Below are 15,564 nucleotides of genomic sequence, written 5' to 3'. Positions count from 1 at the left end.
ATGGGACAACTCGAATAAAAAAGCCCGCCAAAAGGCGGGCTGCAAGAGACCAAAGGAAAGGAGTCAGGGCTGGCTGATACCGTCGTCGATGGCGATGCCTTTGGCGCGCATCTGCGATATCAGCCCGGCGCGGGTCGCCGGCAGGTTGAGCATGGCGTCCTCGCGGATCGCCGCGACTTCCTGCTCGGTGTACGGCTGGTAGTTCGCCGGCATGCTTTTGCCGGCCATGCCGTCCTCGCGCATGATCCAGTTGATCAGGTCGGCCAGCTGCGCGTCGTTCAGCGCCGACTGCGACATGCCCGGCACGCGCACGAGGAACTGGCGGCCGCCGTCGACCTTGAGGAAGTTGCCGACGAAGTCCTTCATGCGCGGCGTGTCGTTGGCGGCCGAGCCTTCGCCGTCGCCCAGGTGGCAGCCGGCGCATTGCAGCTGGTAGTTCACCGGCGTGCTGTAGCCGGCCTGGTCGATGGGCGTCTGCGGCGCCTCGTTGCCCGGGGCGTGTTTCTGCCCCGGGTTCGGAATGGCGCGGGCTTGGGCCAGCGGGGCGGCCATGGCGCAGAGCAGTCCGGCGATCAACAGGGTACGCATGGCGGCCTCCAGCCGATCAGACCGCGACGCCGCGGATGATCGACACGGTGCAGTGGTAGATGTGCGACTTGGCGGCCAGGCACCAGTTCACGTCGTTGTTGTTGAACGGACGGTAGGCCGGTTCCTCGCTGTCGTTGCGGGTGCAGGCGCACTGGGCGCAGCTGTGCTTACCGCAGCAGTCGTTGTAGGAAATGATGTAGTCCTTGCCGTCCGCCGGGTTGCGGCAGGTGCCGATCCAGGTGACCTGCGAGGCCTCGGTGCCCGGTGGGCAGGAGGTTACGCTGCCGCCGCAGCAGGAGCAGAGGAAGCCGTCGATGGAGCAGTAGCGCCAGTAGTCGCAGCTGTTCGGGTCGCCCGGGTCGCCGGCCTGCGGCGCTTCGGCGGCGAGGGCCTTGCTGGTGCGGTCGATCGGCAGCAGCACCGGCAGGGCGGCGCCGGCCACCATCAGGGAGCCGATGCGGCCGAGCAGCTTGCGCCGCGAGGTGGTGTCGGCGACGTGGCGGGTGGAGCGCTCGAACAGCTTGTCGAGGAATTTCATGGGTGGCTCCCTTGGTTAGTGCGAGTGCGGATGGGCGTGCGAGTGACCGTGCAGGTACTGCTGCAGCGTGGCGCTGCCCAGGTGCTCGGCCTCGAACAGGCTGTCCAGGTGTTCGCGCGAGTTGACCAGGCCCTTGGAGCGTAGGATGCCGTTCTGGTCGATCAGCGCCGCGTAGGGCAGCTTGCCGATCTGGTAGGTCATGCCGACTTCCGGGCCGACCACGTAGGTCGCATCTTCCAGCTTGTGTTCGCGGATCAGCGCCTGCTGCGCGTCCATGTCGCCATCGCTGACGTAGACGACTTCCAGGCGGTTGGCCTGGTCCTTCGCAATCGACTTGATCGCCGGCAGCAGCGACTTGCAGATCGGGCAGGTCGGCGAGAGGAAGAACAGCAGCTGCGCCTTCTCGCCGGCGTAGCCGAAGTTCACCGGGCGGCCGTTGCGGTCGGCGGCGGTCACCTGCGGCGCGGGCTCGTTGACGGCGACGCCCTTGTCGACCATCAGCGCGCCGGCCGGGGCCAGGCGGGAGTGCAGGACGCCGATCTGGCGAACCAGACCCATGACGGCAAAGGCGAGGGCGATCAGCAGCGCCCAGAGCAGGATGTTGGAAACGATCAGGGCTTCCATGGTTCACCTTCCAATGAGTTTGAGCAGACGGGGACCGTTGGCCAGCAGGCCTTCGGCGGCGGCGTAGATGAGCAGGGCGGTGGCGCTGGCGGCGATCACCACGAAGCCGTCGAACAGGCCGAGTTCGCGGGCCTGCGGCGACAGGCTGGCGACCAGCGCCAGGCCGGCCAGCGTGGCGTTGCGCGCCAGCAGCACCGGGCGCAGCGGTTGTGCCTGGTCGGGGCCGGAGCAGCCGCAGTCGATGTCGCGACGGCCGCGCCACAGGTTCAGGCCGATGGCGGCGGCGTACAGCGCCAGCAGTGCAGCGGCGAGCAGCGCGGCGAGCGGCCGGCTGGCCGGCACCAGCAGGGCGAAGGCGATCGCCAGCTCCACCAGCGGCAGGCCGCGGGAGACCGGCTTGACCAGCGCCCGGGGCAGCAGCTGGTAATCCTCCAACTGGTCGGCGAAGCGGGCCGGCGCGCGCAGCTTGTGCGACGCGGCGCTGGCCAGGATCACCGCCACCGGGATGGCGCTGGCTATGACGAAGATCGGATCGAAGGACATGCGCGCACCTCTCAGTGGCTGAGGACCTGGACCGGCGTCTTGGTCATCTTTTCCATGGTGCCGGTGTGCTTGCCGCTGGTCAGGTCGAAGATTTCCAGACCGCCTTCGACGTTGGCGCCGAGCAGCAGCGGCTTGTCGTCGCTGGTGGCTTGCAGGCTCCAGATCGGCACCTGGGATTCCATGCTGCCGATCTTCTCGCCGGTCTTCAGGTCGTAGACCCACACCAGCGTGCTCGGGTCTTCACACTTCATCGGTTCGTGGGCGTCGTGCATCAGCGCGTACATGCGGTTCAGCTTCGGCGCCACGGCCAGCAGTTGCCAGCCGCCCGGCGCCCAGCCGGCTTTCTGTTCCTCGGCGGTGGTCAGCGACCAGGTCGGCAGGAACTTCGGCTCCCTGCCGGACAGGTCGACCGGATGGATGGTGCCGGTGGTGGTGACGAAGTAATAGGTATCGCCGACGTTCACCGCACGCTCGACCAGCTTCACCTGGTTCGGCTCGAAGAACTTGCTCTGGCTGCGGGAGACTTCCTTGCCGTTGTCGTCCAGGCGCACCACCTGGATGGCGCCGTCGCCGCACAGCGAGGCGAACGCGCGCTTGCCCACCGGGTAGTTCAGCACGCAGCCGGGGATGGAGATCTCGCCGGCGACGCTCTTGCTCCGGGTATCGACCACGGTGACCGAGGTCGACGGGGTGAAGTTGTAGACATAGACGAAGCGGTCGTCGGCGCTGGTGGCCAGGCCGTAGCGCTGGGTCAGGGATTCGGCGCGCTTGGTCGGGATCAGCACTTCCCAGGACGGCGACAGGGTCGAGGTATCCCAGGCGGTCAGCACGTCGGTGCGGGTGCCACGGGTGCCGCGGGAGTAGAACAGGTCGGCGGTGTAGAGATGCTTCTGGTCGCGGCTCAGGGTCGAGGGCGCGGCGAAGCCGGTGCTGACCATGCCGAGCATCCTGCGCTGGTCCGGATCGATCACCACCACGCGGCCGGTGACGAAATTCTCGAACTCCACATCGACCATGTAGGCGCGGTGCGGGCTGGGCGGGAACGCGAGGACGGTCTGGCCGATACCCTTGTCGGCGGGTAGGTCGGCGAAGGCGCTGGGCACGCTGGCCAGCGCCACGCCCAGGGCCAGCGTTGTGTTGGCGAGGATCCTGTTTATTCGCATCAGGTGGGACTCCCTGGATTTATTGGAATTGGGGCGCGAGGTATCGGCAGGGTTCTGCAGGCCAAGTCTGCCCGCGCCGGGGAGTGGGGGAATTGTTCTGTCTGCCAAACGGTTGTCTGGGTGTGCCAGGGGATTGCAGGTGCGTGCCCAGGGGGAGGTAGGAATGCCGGTGTCGACTGTAGGAGCAACTGTCTTGGTATCTCAGCGCATTTTGTTCGCGAGCAAGCTCGCTCCTACGGGCGCAGCGTTGACCTGTAGGAGCGAGCTTGCTTGTAGGGGCCATGCCCATGATCGGCTGCGATGTCGCGGGCATGGCCCGCTCCTACAGGTGTAGCTACCGCTGGTAGGGCGAGCCCGGCCAGCTCACCGCGAAGACGGCGGGGTATAGCCGACCATCCGCAGCACCAGCTCCGAATAGTGCTCGACCACCTCGTCGATGCTCATCGCCCCGTCGCTGCGGTACCAGGCGACGACGTGGGTGAGCATGTTGAACAGGATGCTCGTGAGCAGCTTCGGGTGGTCGCAGTGGAACAGGCCCTTGGCGTTGCCCGCTTCGAGGATGTCCTGCAGTTCGCGCAGGTAGGTGCGGCGCGCCTGCTGCACGATTCCCCGTTCGTCGGCGTCGAGGCTGCGCAGTTCCATGTTGCCGAGCACGCCCTCGGCCTTGCGTTCCAGGTGGTAGCGCACGTGGAACCTGACGAAGGCGCGCAGGACGTTGTCCGGCCTGGCGCGCTTCGGTTTGCACTCCTGCCAGGCCTGCTGGAGCTCGCACAGGTAGTCGAGCACCAGGGTCATCAGCAGTTCCTTCTTGCCCTCGTAGTAGAGGTACAGCGTCGCCGGATTGACCCCCGCTTCGGCGGCGAGCTGGCGCAGGCTCATCGACTCGTAGCCGTCGCGGGCGATCAGGGCGATGGCGGCCTGGCGGATGTTCCGTTCGGTCAGGGCGCCGCTCTTCGGAGGTTTGTCAGGCATGCGGGTCACGAGGCGATTGCGTTGTTCCCGGCGTGTTCGTCGAAGCCGAGGAAGGAACTGAAGGATTCCACCGGATCGCGTGGGCTGTCCAGGTGATTCTCCGGCGCGTTGCGGTCCTCGTAACCCAGGGCGATGCCGCAGACCAGGATGTCGTCGTCGCTCAGCGGCACGTGGCGGCGCACGATCTGGTGGTACCAGGCGAACGCCGCCTGGGCGCAGGTGTGCAGGCCCTGGCCGCGGGCGGCGAGCATGACGTTCTGGATGAACATGCCGAGGTCGATGTAGCTGCCCATGTTGAGCCGGCGGTCGAGGCTGATCAGCAGGCCGACCGGCGCGTCGAAGAACTGGAAGTTGCGCAGGTGCTGGCGCTCGCGGGCTTCCAGGTCGTCGCGGCCGATGCCGAGGGTTTCGTAGAGGTCGAAGCCGATGGCGCGGCGGCGGCTCAGGTAGGGATCGAACCAGTTGTCCGGGTAGTAGCGGTATTCGGCCTCGTGCTGTCCGGATTTCTCCTGCGCGGCCTGGATGATGTCGTCGCACAGCGCCTGCTTGGTCGCGCCGGTCAGCACATGTACGTGCCAGGGCTGCACATTGCTGCCGCTGGGAGCACGCGCGGCCAGTTCGAGGATGTGTTCGACCGCCGAGCGGGGAATGCTCAGCGGCAGGAAACGGCGGACCGACTTGCGGGAGCGGATGGCGGCGTCGACATGCATGGGCGGTTCTCCTGGGTGGGCGGGCGGCGATGGCCGCTCGGGGAAATTACCAGAACCTGAATGTATAGCCGACAATCAGCCGGTTCTCGTCCAGATCGGTGGTATGGCTGCCGCGATAGGTCAGGTTGCGCCAGCGCAGGCTCACGCCGCTGAGCGGGCCGCTCTGGATGACGTAGGCGAGATCGGTGTCGCGTTCCCATTCCTTCGCCGACTGGCCGGCGATATCGAAATTGTCCCCCTGCACGTAGCGGGTCATCAGGCTCAGGCCGGGAATGCCGGCGGCGGCGAAGTCGTAGTCGTAGCGCACCTGCCAGGAGTCTTCCCTGGCCCGCAGGAAGTGGTGGTAGGTCACGGTGTTCAGCGTCCAAGGGTCGGTGCCGCCGGCGATGAACGGCTGTCCGGTGTCGCCGCTCTGGTCCTGGTAGGCGAAGCCGAGGGCGTGGCCGCTGTACGAGAAGGTGAACATCGCGCCGAGGTTGCGGTTGTCGACGTTGGTGCGGCCCTCGTCGCTGCTGTCGAAGTAGCGCACCTCCGACTTCAGCCCCACGCCGCCGCCCAGCGGCAGGCTGTGGATCAGGTTGCCGTAGTGCTGGCGGTAGTTGTCCTGCAGTTCGGCGAAGAAGTAGGTGGCGGTCAGGTTCGACAGCGGCGCGTAGGTGGCGCCGGCGTAGTCGAAGCGGTCGCTGGCGACGCCGCCGCGCGAGCCGTCGGCGAACATGCGCATGTCCTCGTAATCCGACGAATCGCGCAGGCGCGTGCCGGTGAAGCGGCCGCCGGTCAGGGTCAGCTTGTCGATGTCCTTCGACACGATCTGCGCGCCCTCGAAGGTCTGCGGCAACAGGCGCGTGTCGTTGCGGAAGGCGACCGGCAGCAGCGGCGCGTGGGTGCCGACGGTCAGCACGCTGTCGGCGGCCTTCAGCTTGAGGGTCGGGCCGAAGAAGGAAAACTCGTCGGCCGGCTCGCCCGTCCGCGGATTGCGCCGCAGCGCCCCGGTGCCGCTGGTGCCGGCGCCGGAATCCAGCTTCACCCCGAGCAGCCCCAGCGCATCCACGCCGACGCCGATGGTGCCCTCGGTGTAGCCCGATTCGAAGCGCAGCATGAAGCCCTGCGCCCATTCCTCGGCCTTGGACACGCTGGCGCCGTCATGGCGCGGCGTATCCGGCAGGCCGGCATCACGGTAGTCGCGGTTCATGTAGAAGTTGCGCAGTTCCAGGCCCATGTGGCTGTCATCGATGAAGTCCGCCTGCGCGGCGGGGGCGAGCAGGCATCCGCCGAAGAGCAGCGGACCCAGGGTATTGCGCGGTGAGGCGAGATACAGCGGCATGTCGTTTACCTGTCATTGTTCTTGTGGTCGGTAGGACAACGGCTTGGCGCATCGCCGGATTGCATGCAGGACATGCCGGCGGGCCTTGGGTCGATCCTAGGGCTGACAGGTGTTAATTGGCAATATGTTTACATAAATTGGTGGTGTTGTTCGTCGGGGTGATTGTGCAAATGCACGGAGGTAAACGCGACCAATGTCTAATGGATGGTTTTGAGTTAGGTAAAGTGCATTCCATTGTTTGCACGTTAGTACAGGACGGAAATCGTTCCCACGCTCCCGCGTGGGAACGCATCCGTGGACGCTCCTGCGTCCCAGCTCCCATTCCCGAGGAAACGAGCCGGGTACTCTCTCCATCGTTCCCACGCTCCCGCGTGGGAACGCATCCATGGACGCTCCCGCGTCCTTACCTCACAGCTCACGGAGAGAGCACGCAATGGGTCGGAGCCGCTACGTCATCACCCAACCTGATAGACCCCACTTCCTCACCTGCACTGTCCTCGAATGGCTGCCGGTATTCACCCGCCCTGAGGCCGTACAGATCCTGATCGATTGCTGGCGCCATCAGCAGGAGCACCAGAGCCTGCTCCTGTACGGCTATGTGGTGCTGGAAAACCACCTGCACTTCGTCGCTCAGGCGCCTGATCTGGCGAAGTGCGTCAGCAGCTTCAAGTCATTCACCGCCACGAGCCTGATCGAGCTGCTGCAGGCAAGGAACGCTTCCCGCCTGCTGGAGCGGCTGCGGTTCGCCAAGCGCGCTCACAAGACAGACCGGGTTCACCAATTCTGGCAGGAAGGAACGCATGCTGAGCTGGTATTCAGCGAGGCGGTGTTGAGGGAGAAGCTCGACTACATCCACCGCAACCCGGTCAAGCGCGGGTATGTGAGTGAGCCGGAGCACTGGAGGTATTCGAGTGCCAGGAATTATGCGGGGATGGACGGGTTGATCGAGGTTTTTCGGGGTTGGTAGCAGGGGGACGCGGAGCGTCCCGGGATGCATTCCCACGCAGGAGCGTGGGAACGATAGAAATCGCCAGCAAGCTGGCTCCTACAGGTTCTGGACTCCGTTGGTTGGCCTACGCATCGTCCTGCTCGGCAGAACCTTCCCCATCCAGCGAGATCTCGCTCAGCGACTTCTGCAGCTTGGCCAGCAGGTGCAGCAGGCTGGCGCCGTCGTCGAAGCTGACGCCCTGCATGCCCTGTTCGAAGAAGGCGGTGATCCTGTCCTGCAGGCTGTCCCAGTAGACGCGGCCGGAGGGGGTGACCTGGACCAGGCGGGCGCGGCCGTCGTCGGGATGGGGGATGCGCACGACGTGGTTTTCGCGCTCCATGCGCTTGAGCACGCCGTCCAGGCTCTGCCGGCTGACGCCCAGGTATTCGGTGAGCTGGTTGAACGACACGCCCTGTTCGTAGCCCTCGCGGGACACGGCGCCGAGCACGGCCCATTGCACGGTGCTGATGCCCATCTCGTTCTGCACCTGGCGCTGCAGGATGTTGCCGGTCTGGAACAGCCGGAAGAACAGCCGGTTGGCGATTCCCCTGGTTTCGTTGTTCATTGGGATTCCTTGTCGAGCCGACGGGCCGTGTCGATGGGATTCGCCTGGCCCGTCGGCAGAGCAAGGCGTTACCGGGGGGTAAGTTCCCGGGCGATGATATTTTTCATGATCTGCGCCGTCCCGTCACCGATTTGCAGGCCGAGCACGTCACGCAGGCGCTGGGCGAACGGCAAATCCTCGCCGTAGCCGGTGTGACCGTGGGCCAGCAGGCACTGCTTGACCACGTCGAAGGCCAGTTTCGGCGCCCACCACTTGTTCATCGCCGCCTCGGCGTTGTGCGGCTGGCCGCTGTCCTTCAGCCACAGGGAGTAGTAGCACTGCAGGCGCGCGGCGTGGACGTAGGTCTGCAGCTCGGCCAGCGGATGGGTCAGGCCCTGGAAGGCGTTCAGGTTCTGGCCGAAGGCCTGGCGCTCGGTGAGCCACTGCCAGGTTTCGTCCAGCGACTGCTGGGCCAGCGCCAGGCACTGCAGGCCGATCAGCGCGCGGCTGTAGTCGAAGCCCTGCATCACCTGCCTGAAGCCCTTGCCATCCTCGCCGAGACGATGGCTGGCCGGCACTTCCACGTTGTCGAAGAAGATCGAGCCGCGGCCGATGGCGCGCTCGCCGGCGTCGTCGAAGCGAGTGGTGCTGATGCCGGGCAGGTTCATCGGCACGAGGAAGGCGCTGATGCCGCTGGCGCGCTCTTCCGGCGTGCCGGTGCGGGCGAAGACCACCGCGACGTCGGCCTGGTCGGCCATGGAGATGGAGGTCTTCTCGCCGTTCAGGACGTAGACGTCACCCTTGCGCTCGGCCTTCAGGCGCAGGCTGGCCGCGTCCGAGCCGCCGTGGGGTTCGGTCAGGGCGATGCACACCACCTTGCGCCCGGCGGTGATTTCGCCGAGCCACTCGCGCGCCAGTTCCGGCGCGGCGTAGCGGGCGATGATCTGGCCGTTGAGCGAGGCCAGCAGCGGGATGTAGCCGACGTTGAAGTCGCCGCGGGAAATCTCCTCGATGATGATCCCGGCGGTGACGCAGTCCAGGCCGCTGCCGCCGAATTCCTCCGGCAGCTCGCCGCCGAGCAGGCCCATCTCGCCGAGCTGGGCGATGGTGGATCGCTCGATGCGGCCGTCGCGGTCGCGCTGGCGGTAGCCCGGAGCGAGCACGTCGGCGCTGAAGCGGGCGACGGTTTCGCGGATGGCGTTCTGTTGTTCGGTGAAGGCGAAGTTCATGATTCTCTCCAGGCCAGGTTCAGGCCGGCAGCCTTGAAGCTGCCGGCGTGGCGGTCACTTGTAGAACTTGCGGAAGTCCGGCTTGCGCTTCTCGCGGAAGGCGGCGGCGCCTTCCTTCGACTCCTCGGTGTCGTAGTACAGGCTCAGGGCCTGCATGCCGAGGCCGCCGATGCCGGCGATGTTCTCGCTGTCGGCGTTGAACGAGCGCTTGGCGATGGAGAGGGCGGTGGGGCTCTTCTCGAGGATCTCGTCGCACCACTTCTGCACTTCGGCGTCGAGTTCCTCGTGCGGCACCACGGCGTTGACCAGGCCCCATTCCAGCGCCTGTTGTGCGTTGTACTTGCGGCACATGTACCAGATCTCGCGGGCGCGCTTCTCGCCGATCACCCGCGCCAGGTAGGCGGTGCCGAAGCCCGGGTCGACCGAGCCGACTTTCGGTCCGACCTGGCCGAAGACCGCCTTGTCGGAGGCGATGGAGAGGTCGCAGACCACGTGCAGCACGTGGCCGCCGCCGATGGCGAAGCCGTTGACGCGGGCGATCACCGGCTTGGGCACGGCGCGGATCAGGCCCTGCAGCTCTTCCACCGGCAGGCCGATGATGCCGCGGCCGTCGTACTGGCCTTCATGGGCGCCCTGGTCGCCGCCGGTGCAGAACGCCTTGTCGCCGGCGCCGGTGAGCACGATCACGCCGATGGCCTTGTTCCAGCCCGCGCGGTTGAACGCGTCGATCAGCTCCAGGCAGGTCTGGCCGCGGAAGGCGTTGTAGCGCTCGGGGCGGTTGATGGTGATGGTGGCTACGCCGTCGTTTTCTGCGTAGAGGATGTCTTCGTAGTTCATGTCGGTTCTCCTTTTGATCAGCCGGCCATGGTCAGGCCGCCGGACACGCTGATGACCTGTCCGGTGATGAAGCTGGCGTCGTCGCTGGCGAGCAGGGTGATGATCCCCGGGTAGTCTTCCGGCTGGCCGAGGCGGCGCATTGGCACGGCGGCGGTGAAGGCTTCCAGCAGTTTCTCGGGGTTGTTCGAGGTGGAGGCCACGCTCTTCAGCAGGGCGGTGTCGGTCGGGCCGGGGCAGACCACGTTGAGGGTGACGTTCCTGGTCGCCAGCTCCCGCGCCAGGGTCTTCGACAGGCCGAGCAGGCCGGCCTTGCACGCGGCGTACACCGCTTCGCCGGACGAGCCGACGCGGGCGGCGTCGGAGGCGATGTTGATGACCCGGCCGCCGCCGGCCGCGACCATCTTCGGCAGCACCACGTGGTGCATGTTCAGCGCGCCGGTGAGGTTGATGGCGATCAGTTGCTGCCACATTTCCGGCTCGGTCTTGAGGAACGGCATGAAGCGGTCGAAACCGGCGTTGTTGACCAGCACGGTCGGCACGCCGAGGTCCTTCTCGATGGCCGCGACGGTGTCGACGATGGCGGCGTAGTCGGCGATGTCCGCGGCGTAGGCGACGGCCTTGCCGCCGGCTTCGCGGATCAGGTCGACGGTGGCCTGGGCGGCGGCGCTGTCGCGGTCGAGCACGGCGACCAGGCTGCCTTCGGCGGCGAAGCGCTGGCATACGGCGCGGCCGATGCCGCCACCGCCGCCGGTGATGATTACGGTTTTTCCACTGAGACCTTTCATGGGGCTGTCCTCTTGCATCGAGTAGGGGCGGTCAGGCGCGTTTCGCCACGCCCAGGCGGATGTCCCGGGCGAGTTCGCGCAGCTTGAATTTCTGGATCTTTCCGGACGGCGTGCGCGGCAGGACGTCGAGCACTTCCAGGTATTCCGGCAGGTAGGTCTTGCTCAGGCGCTGGTCGAGGAGGAAGGCGGTCAGCTCGTCGAGCGTCGGCGCCGGCTGGCCGTCGTGCAGGGTGACGTAGGCGCAGACGCGCTCGCCCAGGCGTTCGTCCGGGCAGCCGACCAGGGCCACGGCGGACACGGCCGGGTGCTTGTAGATGAGGTTCTCCACCTCGACCACCGGAACGTTCTCGCCGCCGCGGATCACCACGTCCTTGGTGCGCCCGGTGATGCGGATGTAGCCCTGCTCATCCATCCGCGCGAGGTCGCCGGTCTCGAACCAGCCGTCGGCATCGACGCCGTACAGCTCGGGGCGCTTCAGGTAGCCGACGAACAGGCTGGCGCCGCGCACCTGCAGGTGGCCTTCGTCGCCGGCGGGCAGCGGCTGGCCGTGGTCGTCCACCACCCGCACCTGCATATGCGGCAGCGCCGTGCCGTCGCTGTGGATCGCGCGCTCGGCCGGGTCCTCGGGGAAGGTGGTGGTCACCGCGCCGTTCTCGGTCATGCCCCAGGCGGAGACGATCCGCGTGTTCACCACCGATCCGGCCCGTTCCACCAGCGCGCTGGGGATCGGCGCGCCGGCGGCGAGGAAGGTGCGCAGCGACGACAGCGCGTCCGGATGCTGCGGGGCGATCTCGATCAGGTCGGCGAGGAAGGGCGTCGAGGCCATGGTGAAGGTCGGCCGCTCGGCCCTGGCGACCCGCACGGCGAAGCACGGGTCCCAGACGTCCTGCAGCACCGCGCGGCACTGCAGGTAGATCGGCATCATCAGGCCATAGAGGAAGCCGGTCTGGTGCGCCATGGGCGAAGCCATGAAGACCACGTCGTCGCCGCCCAGGTGCAGGCGTTCGGCATAGGGACGGACGTTGGCGAACAGGGTGTTGGAGGTGTGCAGCACGCCCTTCGGCTCGCCGGTGGTGCCGGAGGTGTAGAGCAGCTGCACCACGTCGTCGGCGCCCGGTCGGCGCGCGGCGAACAGCGCGGCGGCGTCGCTTTCCTCTTCCCAGGCGCGGCGCACCAGCAGCTGTTCGAAGGTGTCTTCGCCGCCGATCACCAGCACCTGGCGCAGGTCCGGCAGGTCGCCGCGCAGGCCGTCGAGCATGGCGCTGTAGTCGAAGCCGCGGTAGCTGTGCGGGATCACCATCACCCGGCTCTGGGCGTGGGCCAGCATGAAGCGCAGCTCGCGTTCGCGGAAGATCGGCATCAGCGGGTTGAGCACCGCGCCGATGCGCACGCAGGCCAGGTGCAGCGCCACCATCTGCCACCAGTTGGGCAGCTGGCAGGACACCACCTCGCCCGCTTCCACCCCCAGCGCGGCCAGGCCGCAGGCCATCCGCGTGACGCGACGGTCGAGTTCCGCGTAGCTCAGCTCGACGCGCTCGTCGCTGCCGGCGCGGTAGGCGACCAGTGCCGTCCGGTCGGCGCCGGCAGCCAGGGCGTTATCCAGATAATCTGTAATGATCCTGTCATTCCATGCGCCGGAGGCAAGCATGGCCGAACGTCGCTGCGGCTGCAGGTTGGTGCTGATCTTCATGAGTTGACCCTTCGTGATCTGTTGTTCTTGTAACGGGTGAGGCGTCTTTCACGATGGGGCCGAAGATACGCCTTCGATTTTTAATATGTCAACATGTTGTCTTTATGTTGTGGCGGGACTATCTTCGGAGCAAGCCCTTCGGGTGCACCCAATTACAAGAAGAGGAAAGGTCATGACCTACAACTGCATCCTCGTCGAACGGCATGGACCGGTCGGCCTGATCCGTCTGAATCGCCCGGCGGTACACAACGCGCTGAACGGCGAACTGATGGACGAACTGGGCCGCGGCCTGCGCGATCTGGAACGCGACGCGGACATCCGCGCGCTGGTGATCACCGGCAACGACAAGGCCTTCGCCGCCGGCGCGGACATCTCCGAGCTGCAGTTCAAGGGCTTCGCCGACGTCTATCTGGAGGATTTCGTGACCGCCAGCTGGGAGGAGGTGACGCGCTGCCGCAAGCCGGTGATCGCCGCGGTGGCCGGGCTGGCGCTGGGTGGCGGCTGCGAGCTGGCGATGATGTGCGACCTGATCGTCGCCGCCGACAACGCCCGCTTCGGCCAGCCGGAAGTGAAGGTCGGCACGCTGCCGGGCGCCGGCGGCACCCAGCGCCTGGCCCGCGCGGTGGGCAAGGCCAAGGCCATGGACCTGTGCCTGACCGGGCGCCTGATGGAGGTCGACGAGGCCGAGCGCTGCGGGCTGGTCAGCCGCGTGGTGCCGGCGGCCAGCCTGCTGGATGAGGCCATGAGCGTAGCGGCGCAGATCGCCGGCCATTCGGCGGTGGCGGTGAAGCTGAACAAGGAGGCGGTCAACCGCGCCTTCGAGACCAGCCTCGCCGAGGGCGTGCGCTTCGAGCGGCGGCTGCTGCACGCCAGCTTCGCCAGCGCCGACCAGAAGGAAGGCATGCAGGCCTTCATCCAGAAGCGCAAGCCGGAGTGGACCCACCGATGACTTCACCCGTACAGCTGTCCCGCGAGGGACGGGTCGCCCTGATCCGCATCGACAACCCGCCGGTCAACGCCCTCGGCCACGCCGTGCGCGCCGGGCTGATGGAGGCGTTCGCCGCCGCCGGGAGCGACCCCGCGATCGAACTGGTGCTGCTGTATTGCGCCGGCAAGACCTTCATCGCCGGCGCGGATATCCGTGAATTCGGCCAGCCGCCGCAGGCGCCGATCCTGCCGGAGCTGACCTCGGCCATCGAGAGCTGCGGCAAGCCCTCGCTGGCGGTGCTGCACGGCTCGGCGCTGGGCGGCGGGCTGGAAGTGGCGCTGGCCTGCCATTACCGCATCGCCCGCCGCGATGCGCGGGTCGGCCTGCCGGAAGTGCGCCTCGGCCTGCTGCCTGGCGCCGGCGGCACGCAGCGCCTGCCGCGTCTGACCGGTGTCGAGAAGGCGCTGGAAATGATCGTCGGCGGTGCGCCCATCGATGCCGCCGAGGCGCAGCGCTGCGGGATTCTCGATGGCCTGTTCGAAGGCGATCCGCTGGAAGACGGGCTGGCCTTCGCCGCGCGCCTGCTCGCCGGCGAGGCGGGGCCGCGTCGCACCGGGCAGATCGCGATTCCGCCGGTCGATGCCGGCCTGTTCGACCAGTGGCGCGAGCGCATCCGCCGTGAACAGCCGGAAGCCTTCGCCCCGCTGCGCTGCATCGCCGCCATCGAAGCGGCCGCCTGCCTGCCGCTGGCCGACGGCCTGCGCCGCGAGCGCGCGCTGTTTCTCGAATGCATGCAGTCGCCGCAGCGCGAGGCGCTGGTGAAGAAGTTTTTCGCCGAACGCGAGGCGGCCCGCGCGCGCCGCACCGACCGCACTACCGATTGAGGATTTCCAGCATGGATATCGACTACACCCCCGAAGAACTCGCCTTCCGCGACGAAGTGCGCGCCTTCCTCGCCGACGCCGTGCCGGCGGATATCGCCGCCAAGGTGCGCCTCGGCAAGCACCTGTCGAAGGACGACCACCAGCGCTGGCAGCGCATCCTTTCCGGGCGCGGCTGGTATGCCGCGAACTGGCCGGTGGAGCATGGCGGCACCGGCTGGAGCGTGGTGCAGCGGCACATCTTCGAGGAAGAGTGCGCCGCCCACGGCGCGCCGCGGCTGATCTCCTTCGGCGTCAACATGGTCGCGCCGGTCATCATGAAATTCGGCAACGAGGCGCAGAAGGCCTACTACCTGCCGCGCATCCTCTCCGGCGAGGACTGGTGGTGCCAGGGCTATTCCGAGCCGGGCGCCGGTTCCGACCTGGCATCGCTGAAGACCCGTGCGGTGCGCGACGGCGACCATTACATCGTCAACGGCCAGAAGACCTGGACCACCCTCGGCCAGCACGCCAACCGGATCTTCTGCCTGGTGCGCACCGACCCCGAGGCGCAGCAGCAGCGTGGCATCAGCTTCCTGCTGATCGACATGGACACCCCCGGTATCAGCGTCCGCCCGATCATCACCCTCGATGGCGACCATGAGGTCAACGAGGTGTTCTTCGACAATGTGCGGGTTCCGGTGGAGAACCTGGTGGGTGAGGAGAACAGGGGCTGGACCTGCGCCAAGTACCTGCTCACCCACGAGCGCACCGGGCAGGCGGGGATCGGCCTGTCCAAGGCGGCGCTGGCGCAGCTCAAGCGGGTCGCTGCCGTCGAGCTGCGCAACGGCCGTCCGCTGCTCGACGACCCGCTGTTCCGCCTGCAACTGGCGGAAGTGGAAATGCAGTTGCTGGCCGTCGAGATGAGCACCCTGCGCATCCTCGCCGCCGCGCAGTCCGGCGGCGTGCCGGGCGCGGAAAGCTCGATCCTGAAGATCAAGGGCTCGGAAATCCGCCAGGCCATCAGCCATCTGCAACGCAAGGTGCTCGGCGTGCACGCCCTGCCGTTCCTGGAGGAGGAGCTGGACTTCGACTTCCCCGGCGAACCGCTGCACGCCGGCTACAGCGCCGCGCCCGCCGGCCAGTACTTCAACCTGCGCAAGCTGTCCATCTACGGCGGCTCCAACGAAATCCAGAAGAACATCATCGCCAAGATGATTCTCGAGCTGTGAGGGGTACGG

At 67.0% G+C, this 15,564-nt stretch carries 16 protein-coding genes and 1 pseudogene; 4 read left to right on the top strand and 13 right to left on the bottom strand.

The features are described from left to right. Positions 1-63: 63 nt before the first annotated feature. The 8 genes from BLR75_RS12825 to BLR75_RS12790 all read right to left on the bottom strand — a co-directional run bounded on the left by BLR75_RS12825 (position 64) and on the right by BLR75_RS12790 (position 6,462). A complete protein-coding gene (locus tag BLR75_RS12825) occupies positions 64-588 on the bottom strand; it encodes a cytochrome c family protein (RefSeq protein WP_084309739.1) in 525 nt (174 codons plus the stop codon). Positions 589-604: 16 nt separating this feature from the next. Then, complete coding sequence (locus BLR75_RS12820) at positions 605-1,126, bottom strand: methylamine dehydrogenase light chain (protein WP_084309740.1); 522 nt, start codon at positions 1,124-1,126, stop codon at positions 605-607. 15 nt (positions 1,127-1,141) lie between these two features. Beyond that, the gene (mauD, locus tag BLR75_RS12815; RefSeq protein ID WP_084309741.1) at positions 1,142-1,750 is read right to left on the bottom strand and encodes a methylamine dehydrogenase accessory protein MauD; all 609 of its coding nucleotides are present in this window, start codon (positions 1,748-1,750) and stop codon (positions 1,142-1,144) included. Positions 1,751-1,753: 3 nt separating this feature from the next. Continuing rightward, positions 1,754-2,293, bottom strand: coding sequence for a MauE/DoxX family redox-associated membrane protein (locus BLR75_RS12810; protein WP_084309742.1), 540 nt, complete (start codon positions 2,291-2,293; stop codon positions 1,754-1,756). Positions 2,294-2,304: 11 nt separating this feature from the next. Further along, the gene (locus BLR75_RS12805; RefSeq protein WP_084309743.1) at positions 2,305-3,456 is read right to left on the bottom strand and encodes an amine dehydrogenase large subunit; all 1,152 of its coding nucleotides are present in this window, start codon (positions 3,454-3,456) and stop codon (positions 2,305-2,307) included. Between the two features lie 363 nt (positions 3,457-3,819). Then, positions 3,820-4,428 carry a TetR/AcrR family transcriptional regulator gene (locus tag BLR75_RS12800; RefSeq protein ID WP_084309744.1) on the bottom strand — a complete coding sequence of 203 codons (609 nt, stop codon included), beginning with the start codon at positions 4,426-4,428 and terminating at the stop codon, positions 3,820-3,822. A 5-nt stretch (positions 4,429-4,433) separates the two neighbouring features. Continuing rightward, positions 4,434-5,138 carry a nitroreductase gene (locus BLR75_RS12795; protein ID WP_084309745.1) on the bottom strand — a complete coding sequence of 235 codons (705 nt, stop codon included), beginning with the start codon at positions 5,136-5,138 and terminating at the stop codon, positions 4,434-4,436. A gap of 46 nt (positions 5,139-5,184) precedes the next feature. Beyond that, a complete protein-coding gene (locus BLR75_RS12790; RefSeq protein WP_084309746.1) occupies positions 5,185-6,462 on the bottom strand; it encodes an OprD family porin in 1,278 nt (425 codons plus the stop codon). A 433-nt stretch (positions 6,463-6,895) separates the two neighbouring features. Here BLR75_RS12790 and BLR75_RS12785 point away from each other — a divergent pair, with 433 nt between their 5' ends. After that, positions 6,896-7,429 carry an REP-associated tyrosine transposase gene (locus BLR75_RS12785; RefSeq protein WP_084309747.1) on the top strand — a complete coding sequence of 178 codons (534 nt, stop codon included), beginning with the start codon at positions 6,896-6,898 and terminating at the stop codon, positions 7,427-7,429. A gap of 106 nt (positions 7,430-7,535) precedes the next feature. Here BLR75_RS12785 and BLR75_RS12780 read toward each other — a convergent pair whose 3' ends face one another. The 5 genes from BLR75_RS12780 to BLR75_RS12760 form a co-directional block, all read right to left on the bottom strand. Next, a complete protein-coding gene (locus BLR75_RS12780) occupies positions 7,536-8,015 on the bottom strand; it encodes a MarR family winged helix-turn-helix transcriptional regulator (protein ID WP_084309748.1) in 480 nt (159 codons plus the stop codon). 68 nt (positions 8,016-8,083) lie between these two features. Continuing rightward, the gene (gene aliB / locus BLR75_RS12775; RefSeq protein WP_084309749.1) at positions 8,084-9,223 is read right to left on the bottom strand and encodes a cyclohexanecarboxyl-CoA dehydrogenase; all 1,140 of its coding nucleotides are present in this window, start codon (positions 9,221-9,223) and stop codon (positions 8,084-8,086) included. Between the two features lie 54 nt (positions 9,224-9,277). After that, positions 9,278-10,060: a 2-ketocyclohexanecarboxyl-CoA hydrolase gene (gene badI / locus BLR75_RS12770; protein WP_084309750.1), complete on the bottom strand. Its 783-nt coding sequence runs from the start codon at positions 10,058-10,060 to the stop codon at positions 9,278-9,280. A gap of 17 nt (positions 10,061-10,077) precedes the next feature. Continuing rightward, on the bottom strand, positions 10,078-10,845 hold the full coding sequence (locus tag BLR75_RS12765) for an SDR family NAD(P)-dependent oxidoreductase (RefSeq protein ID WP_084309751.1): 768 nt from the start codon (positions 10,843-10,845) through the stop codon (positions 10,078-10,080). A gap of 31 nt (positions 10,846-10,876) precedes the next feature. Then, positions 10,877-12,535, bottom strand: coding sequence for a cyclohexanecarboxylate-CoA ligase (locus BLR75_RS12760; protein ID WP_084309752.1), 1,659 nt, complete (start codon positions 12,533-12,535; stop codon positions 10,877-10,879). A 172-nt stretch (positions 12,536-12,707) separates the two neighbouring features. Here BLR75_RS12760 and BLR75_RS12755 point away from each other — a divergent pair, with 172 nt between their 5' ends. The 3 genes and pseudogenes from BLR75_RS12755 (at position 12,708) to BLR75_RS12745 (ending at position 15,555) form a co-directional block, all read left to right on the top strand. After that, positions 12,708-13,484 carry an enoyl-CoA hydratase gene (locus tag BLR75_RS12755; protein ID WP_084309753.1) on the top strand — a complete coding sequence of 259 codons (777 nt, stop codon included), beginning with the start codon at positions 12,708-12,710 and terminating at the stop codon, positions 13,482-13,484. Continuing rightward, a pseudogene (locus BLR75_RS12750) lies at positions 13,481-14,317 on the top strand (enoyl-CoA hydratase/isomerase family protein); the annotation flags it as partial. The gene BLR75_RS12755 and the pseudogene BLR75_RS12750, both read left to right, overlap by 4 nt. A 41-nt stretch (positions 14,318-14,358) precedes the next feature. Continuing rightward, positions 14,359-15,555, top strand: a complete 1,197-nt coding sequence (locus BLR75_RS12745; protein ID WP_084309755.1) for an acyl-CoA dehydrogenase family protein — start codon at positions 14,359-14,361, stop codon at positions 15,553-15,555. Positions 15,556-15,564: the final 9 nt, after the last annotated feature.

Source organism: Pseudomonas jinjuensis (genome assembly GCF_900103845.1).
GTDB classification, from domain to species: Bacteria; Pseudomonadota; Gammaproteobacteria; order Pseudomonadales; family Pseudomonadaceae; genus Pseudomonas; species Pseudomonas jinjuensis.
This window is presented reverse-complemented; position numbering and strand designations above follow the sequence as displayed.

Coding starts and splice junctions, on each gene's coding strand:
- BLR75_RS12825 (WP_084309739.1), bottom strand. CDS start 588: ATGCGTACCCTGTTGATCGCCGGACTGCTCTGCGCCATGGCCGCCCCG.
- BLR75_RS12820 (WP_084309740.1), bottom strand. CDS start 1,126: ATGAAATTCCTCGACAAGCTGTTCGAGCGCTCCACCCGCCACGTCGCC.
- mauD (WP_084309741.1), bottom strand. CDS start 1,750: ATGGAAGCCCTGATCGTTTCCAACATCCTGCTCTGGGCGCTGCTGATC.
- BLR75_RS12810 (WP_084309742.1), bottom strand. CDS start 2,293: ATGTCCTTCGATCCGATCTTCGTCATAGCCAGCGCCATCCCGGTGGCG.
- BLR75_RS12805 (WP_084309743.1), bottom strand. CDS start 3,456: ATGCGAATAAACAGGATCCTCGCCAACACAACGCTGGCCCTGGGCGTG.
- BLR75_RS12800 (WP_084309744.1), bottom strand. CDS start 4,428: ATGCCTGACAAACCTCCGAAGAGCGGCGCCCTGACCGAACGGAACATC.
- BLR75_RS12795 (WP_084309745.1), bottom strand. CDS start 5,138: ATGCATGTCGACGCCGCCATCCGCTCCCGCAAGTCGGTCCGCCGTTTC.
- BLR75_RS12790 (WP_084309746.1), bottom strand. CDS start 6,462: ATGCCGCTGTATCTCGCCTCACCGCGCAATACCCTGGGTCCGCTGCTC.
- BLR75_RS12785 (WP_084309747.1), top strand. CDS start 6,896: ATGGGTCGGAGCCGCTACGTCATCACCCAACCTGATAGACCCCACTTC.
- BLR75_RS12780 (WP_084309748.1), bottom strand. CDS start 8,015: ATGAACAACGAAACCAGGGGAATCGCCAACCGGCTGTTCTTCCGGCTG.
- aliB (WP_084309749.1), bottom strand. CDS start 9,223: ATGAACTTCGCCTTCACCGAACAACAGAACGCCATCCGCGAAACCGTC.
- badI (WP_084309750.1), bottom strand. CDS start 10,060: ATGAACTACGAAGACATCCTCTACGCAGAAAACGACGGCGTAGCCACC.
- BLR75_RS12765 (WP_084309751.1), bottom strand. CDS start 10,845: ATGAAAGGTCTCAGTGGAAAAACCGTAATCATCACCGGCGGCGGTGGC.
- BLR75_RS12760 (WP_084309752.1), bottom strand. CDS start 12,535: ATGAAGATCAGCACCAACCTGCAGCCGCAGCGACGTTCGGCCATGCTT.
- BLR75_RS12755 (WP_084309753.1), top strand. CDS start 12,708: ATGACCTACAACTGCATCCTCGTCGAACGGCATGGACCGGTCGGCCTG.
- BLR75_RS12745 (WP_084309755.1), top strand. CDS start 14,359: ATGGATATCGACTACACCCCCGAAGAACTCGCCTTCCGCGACGAAGTG.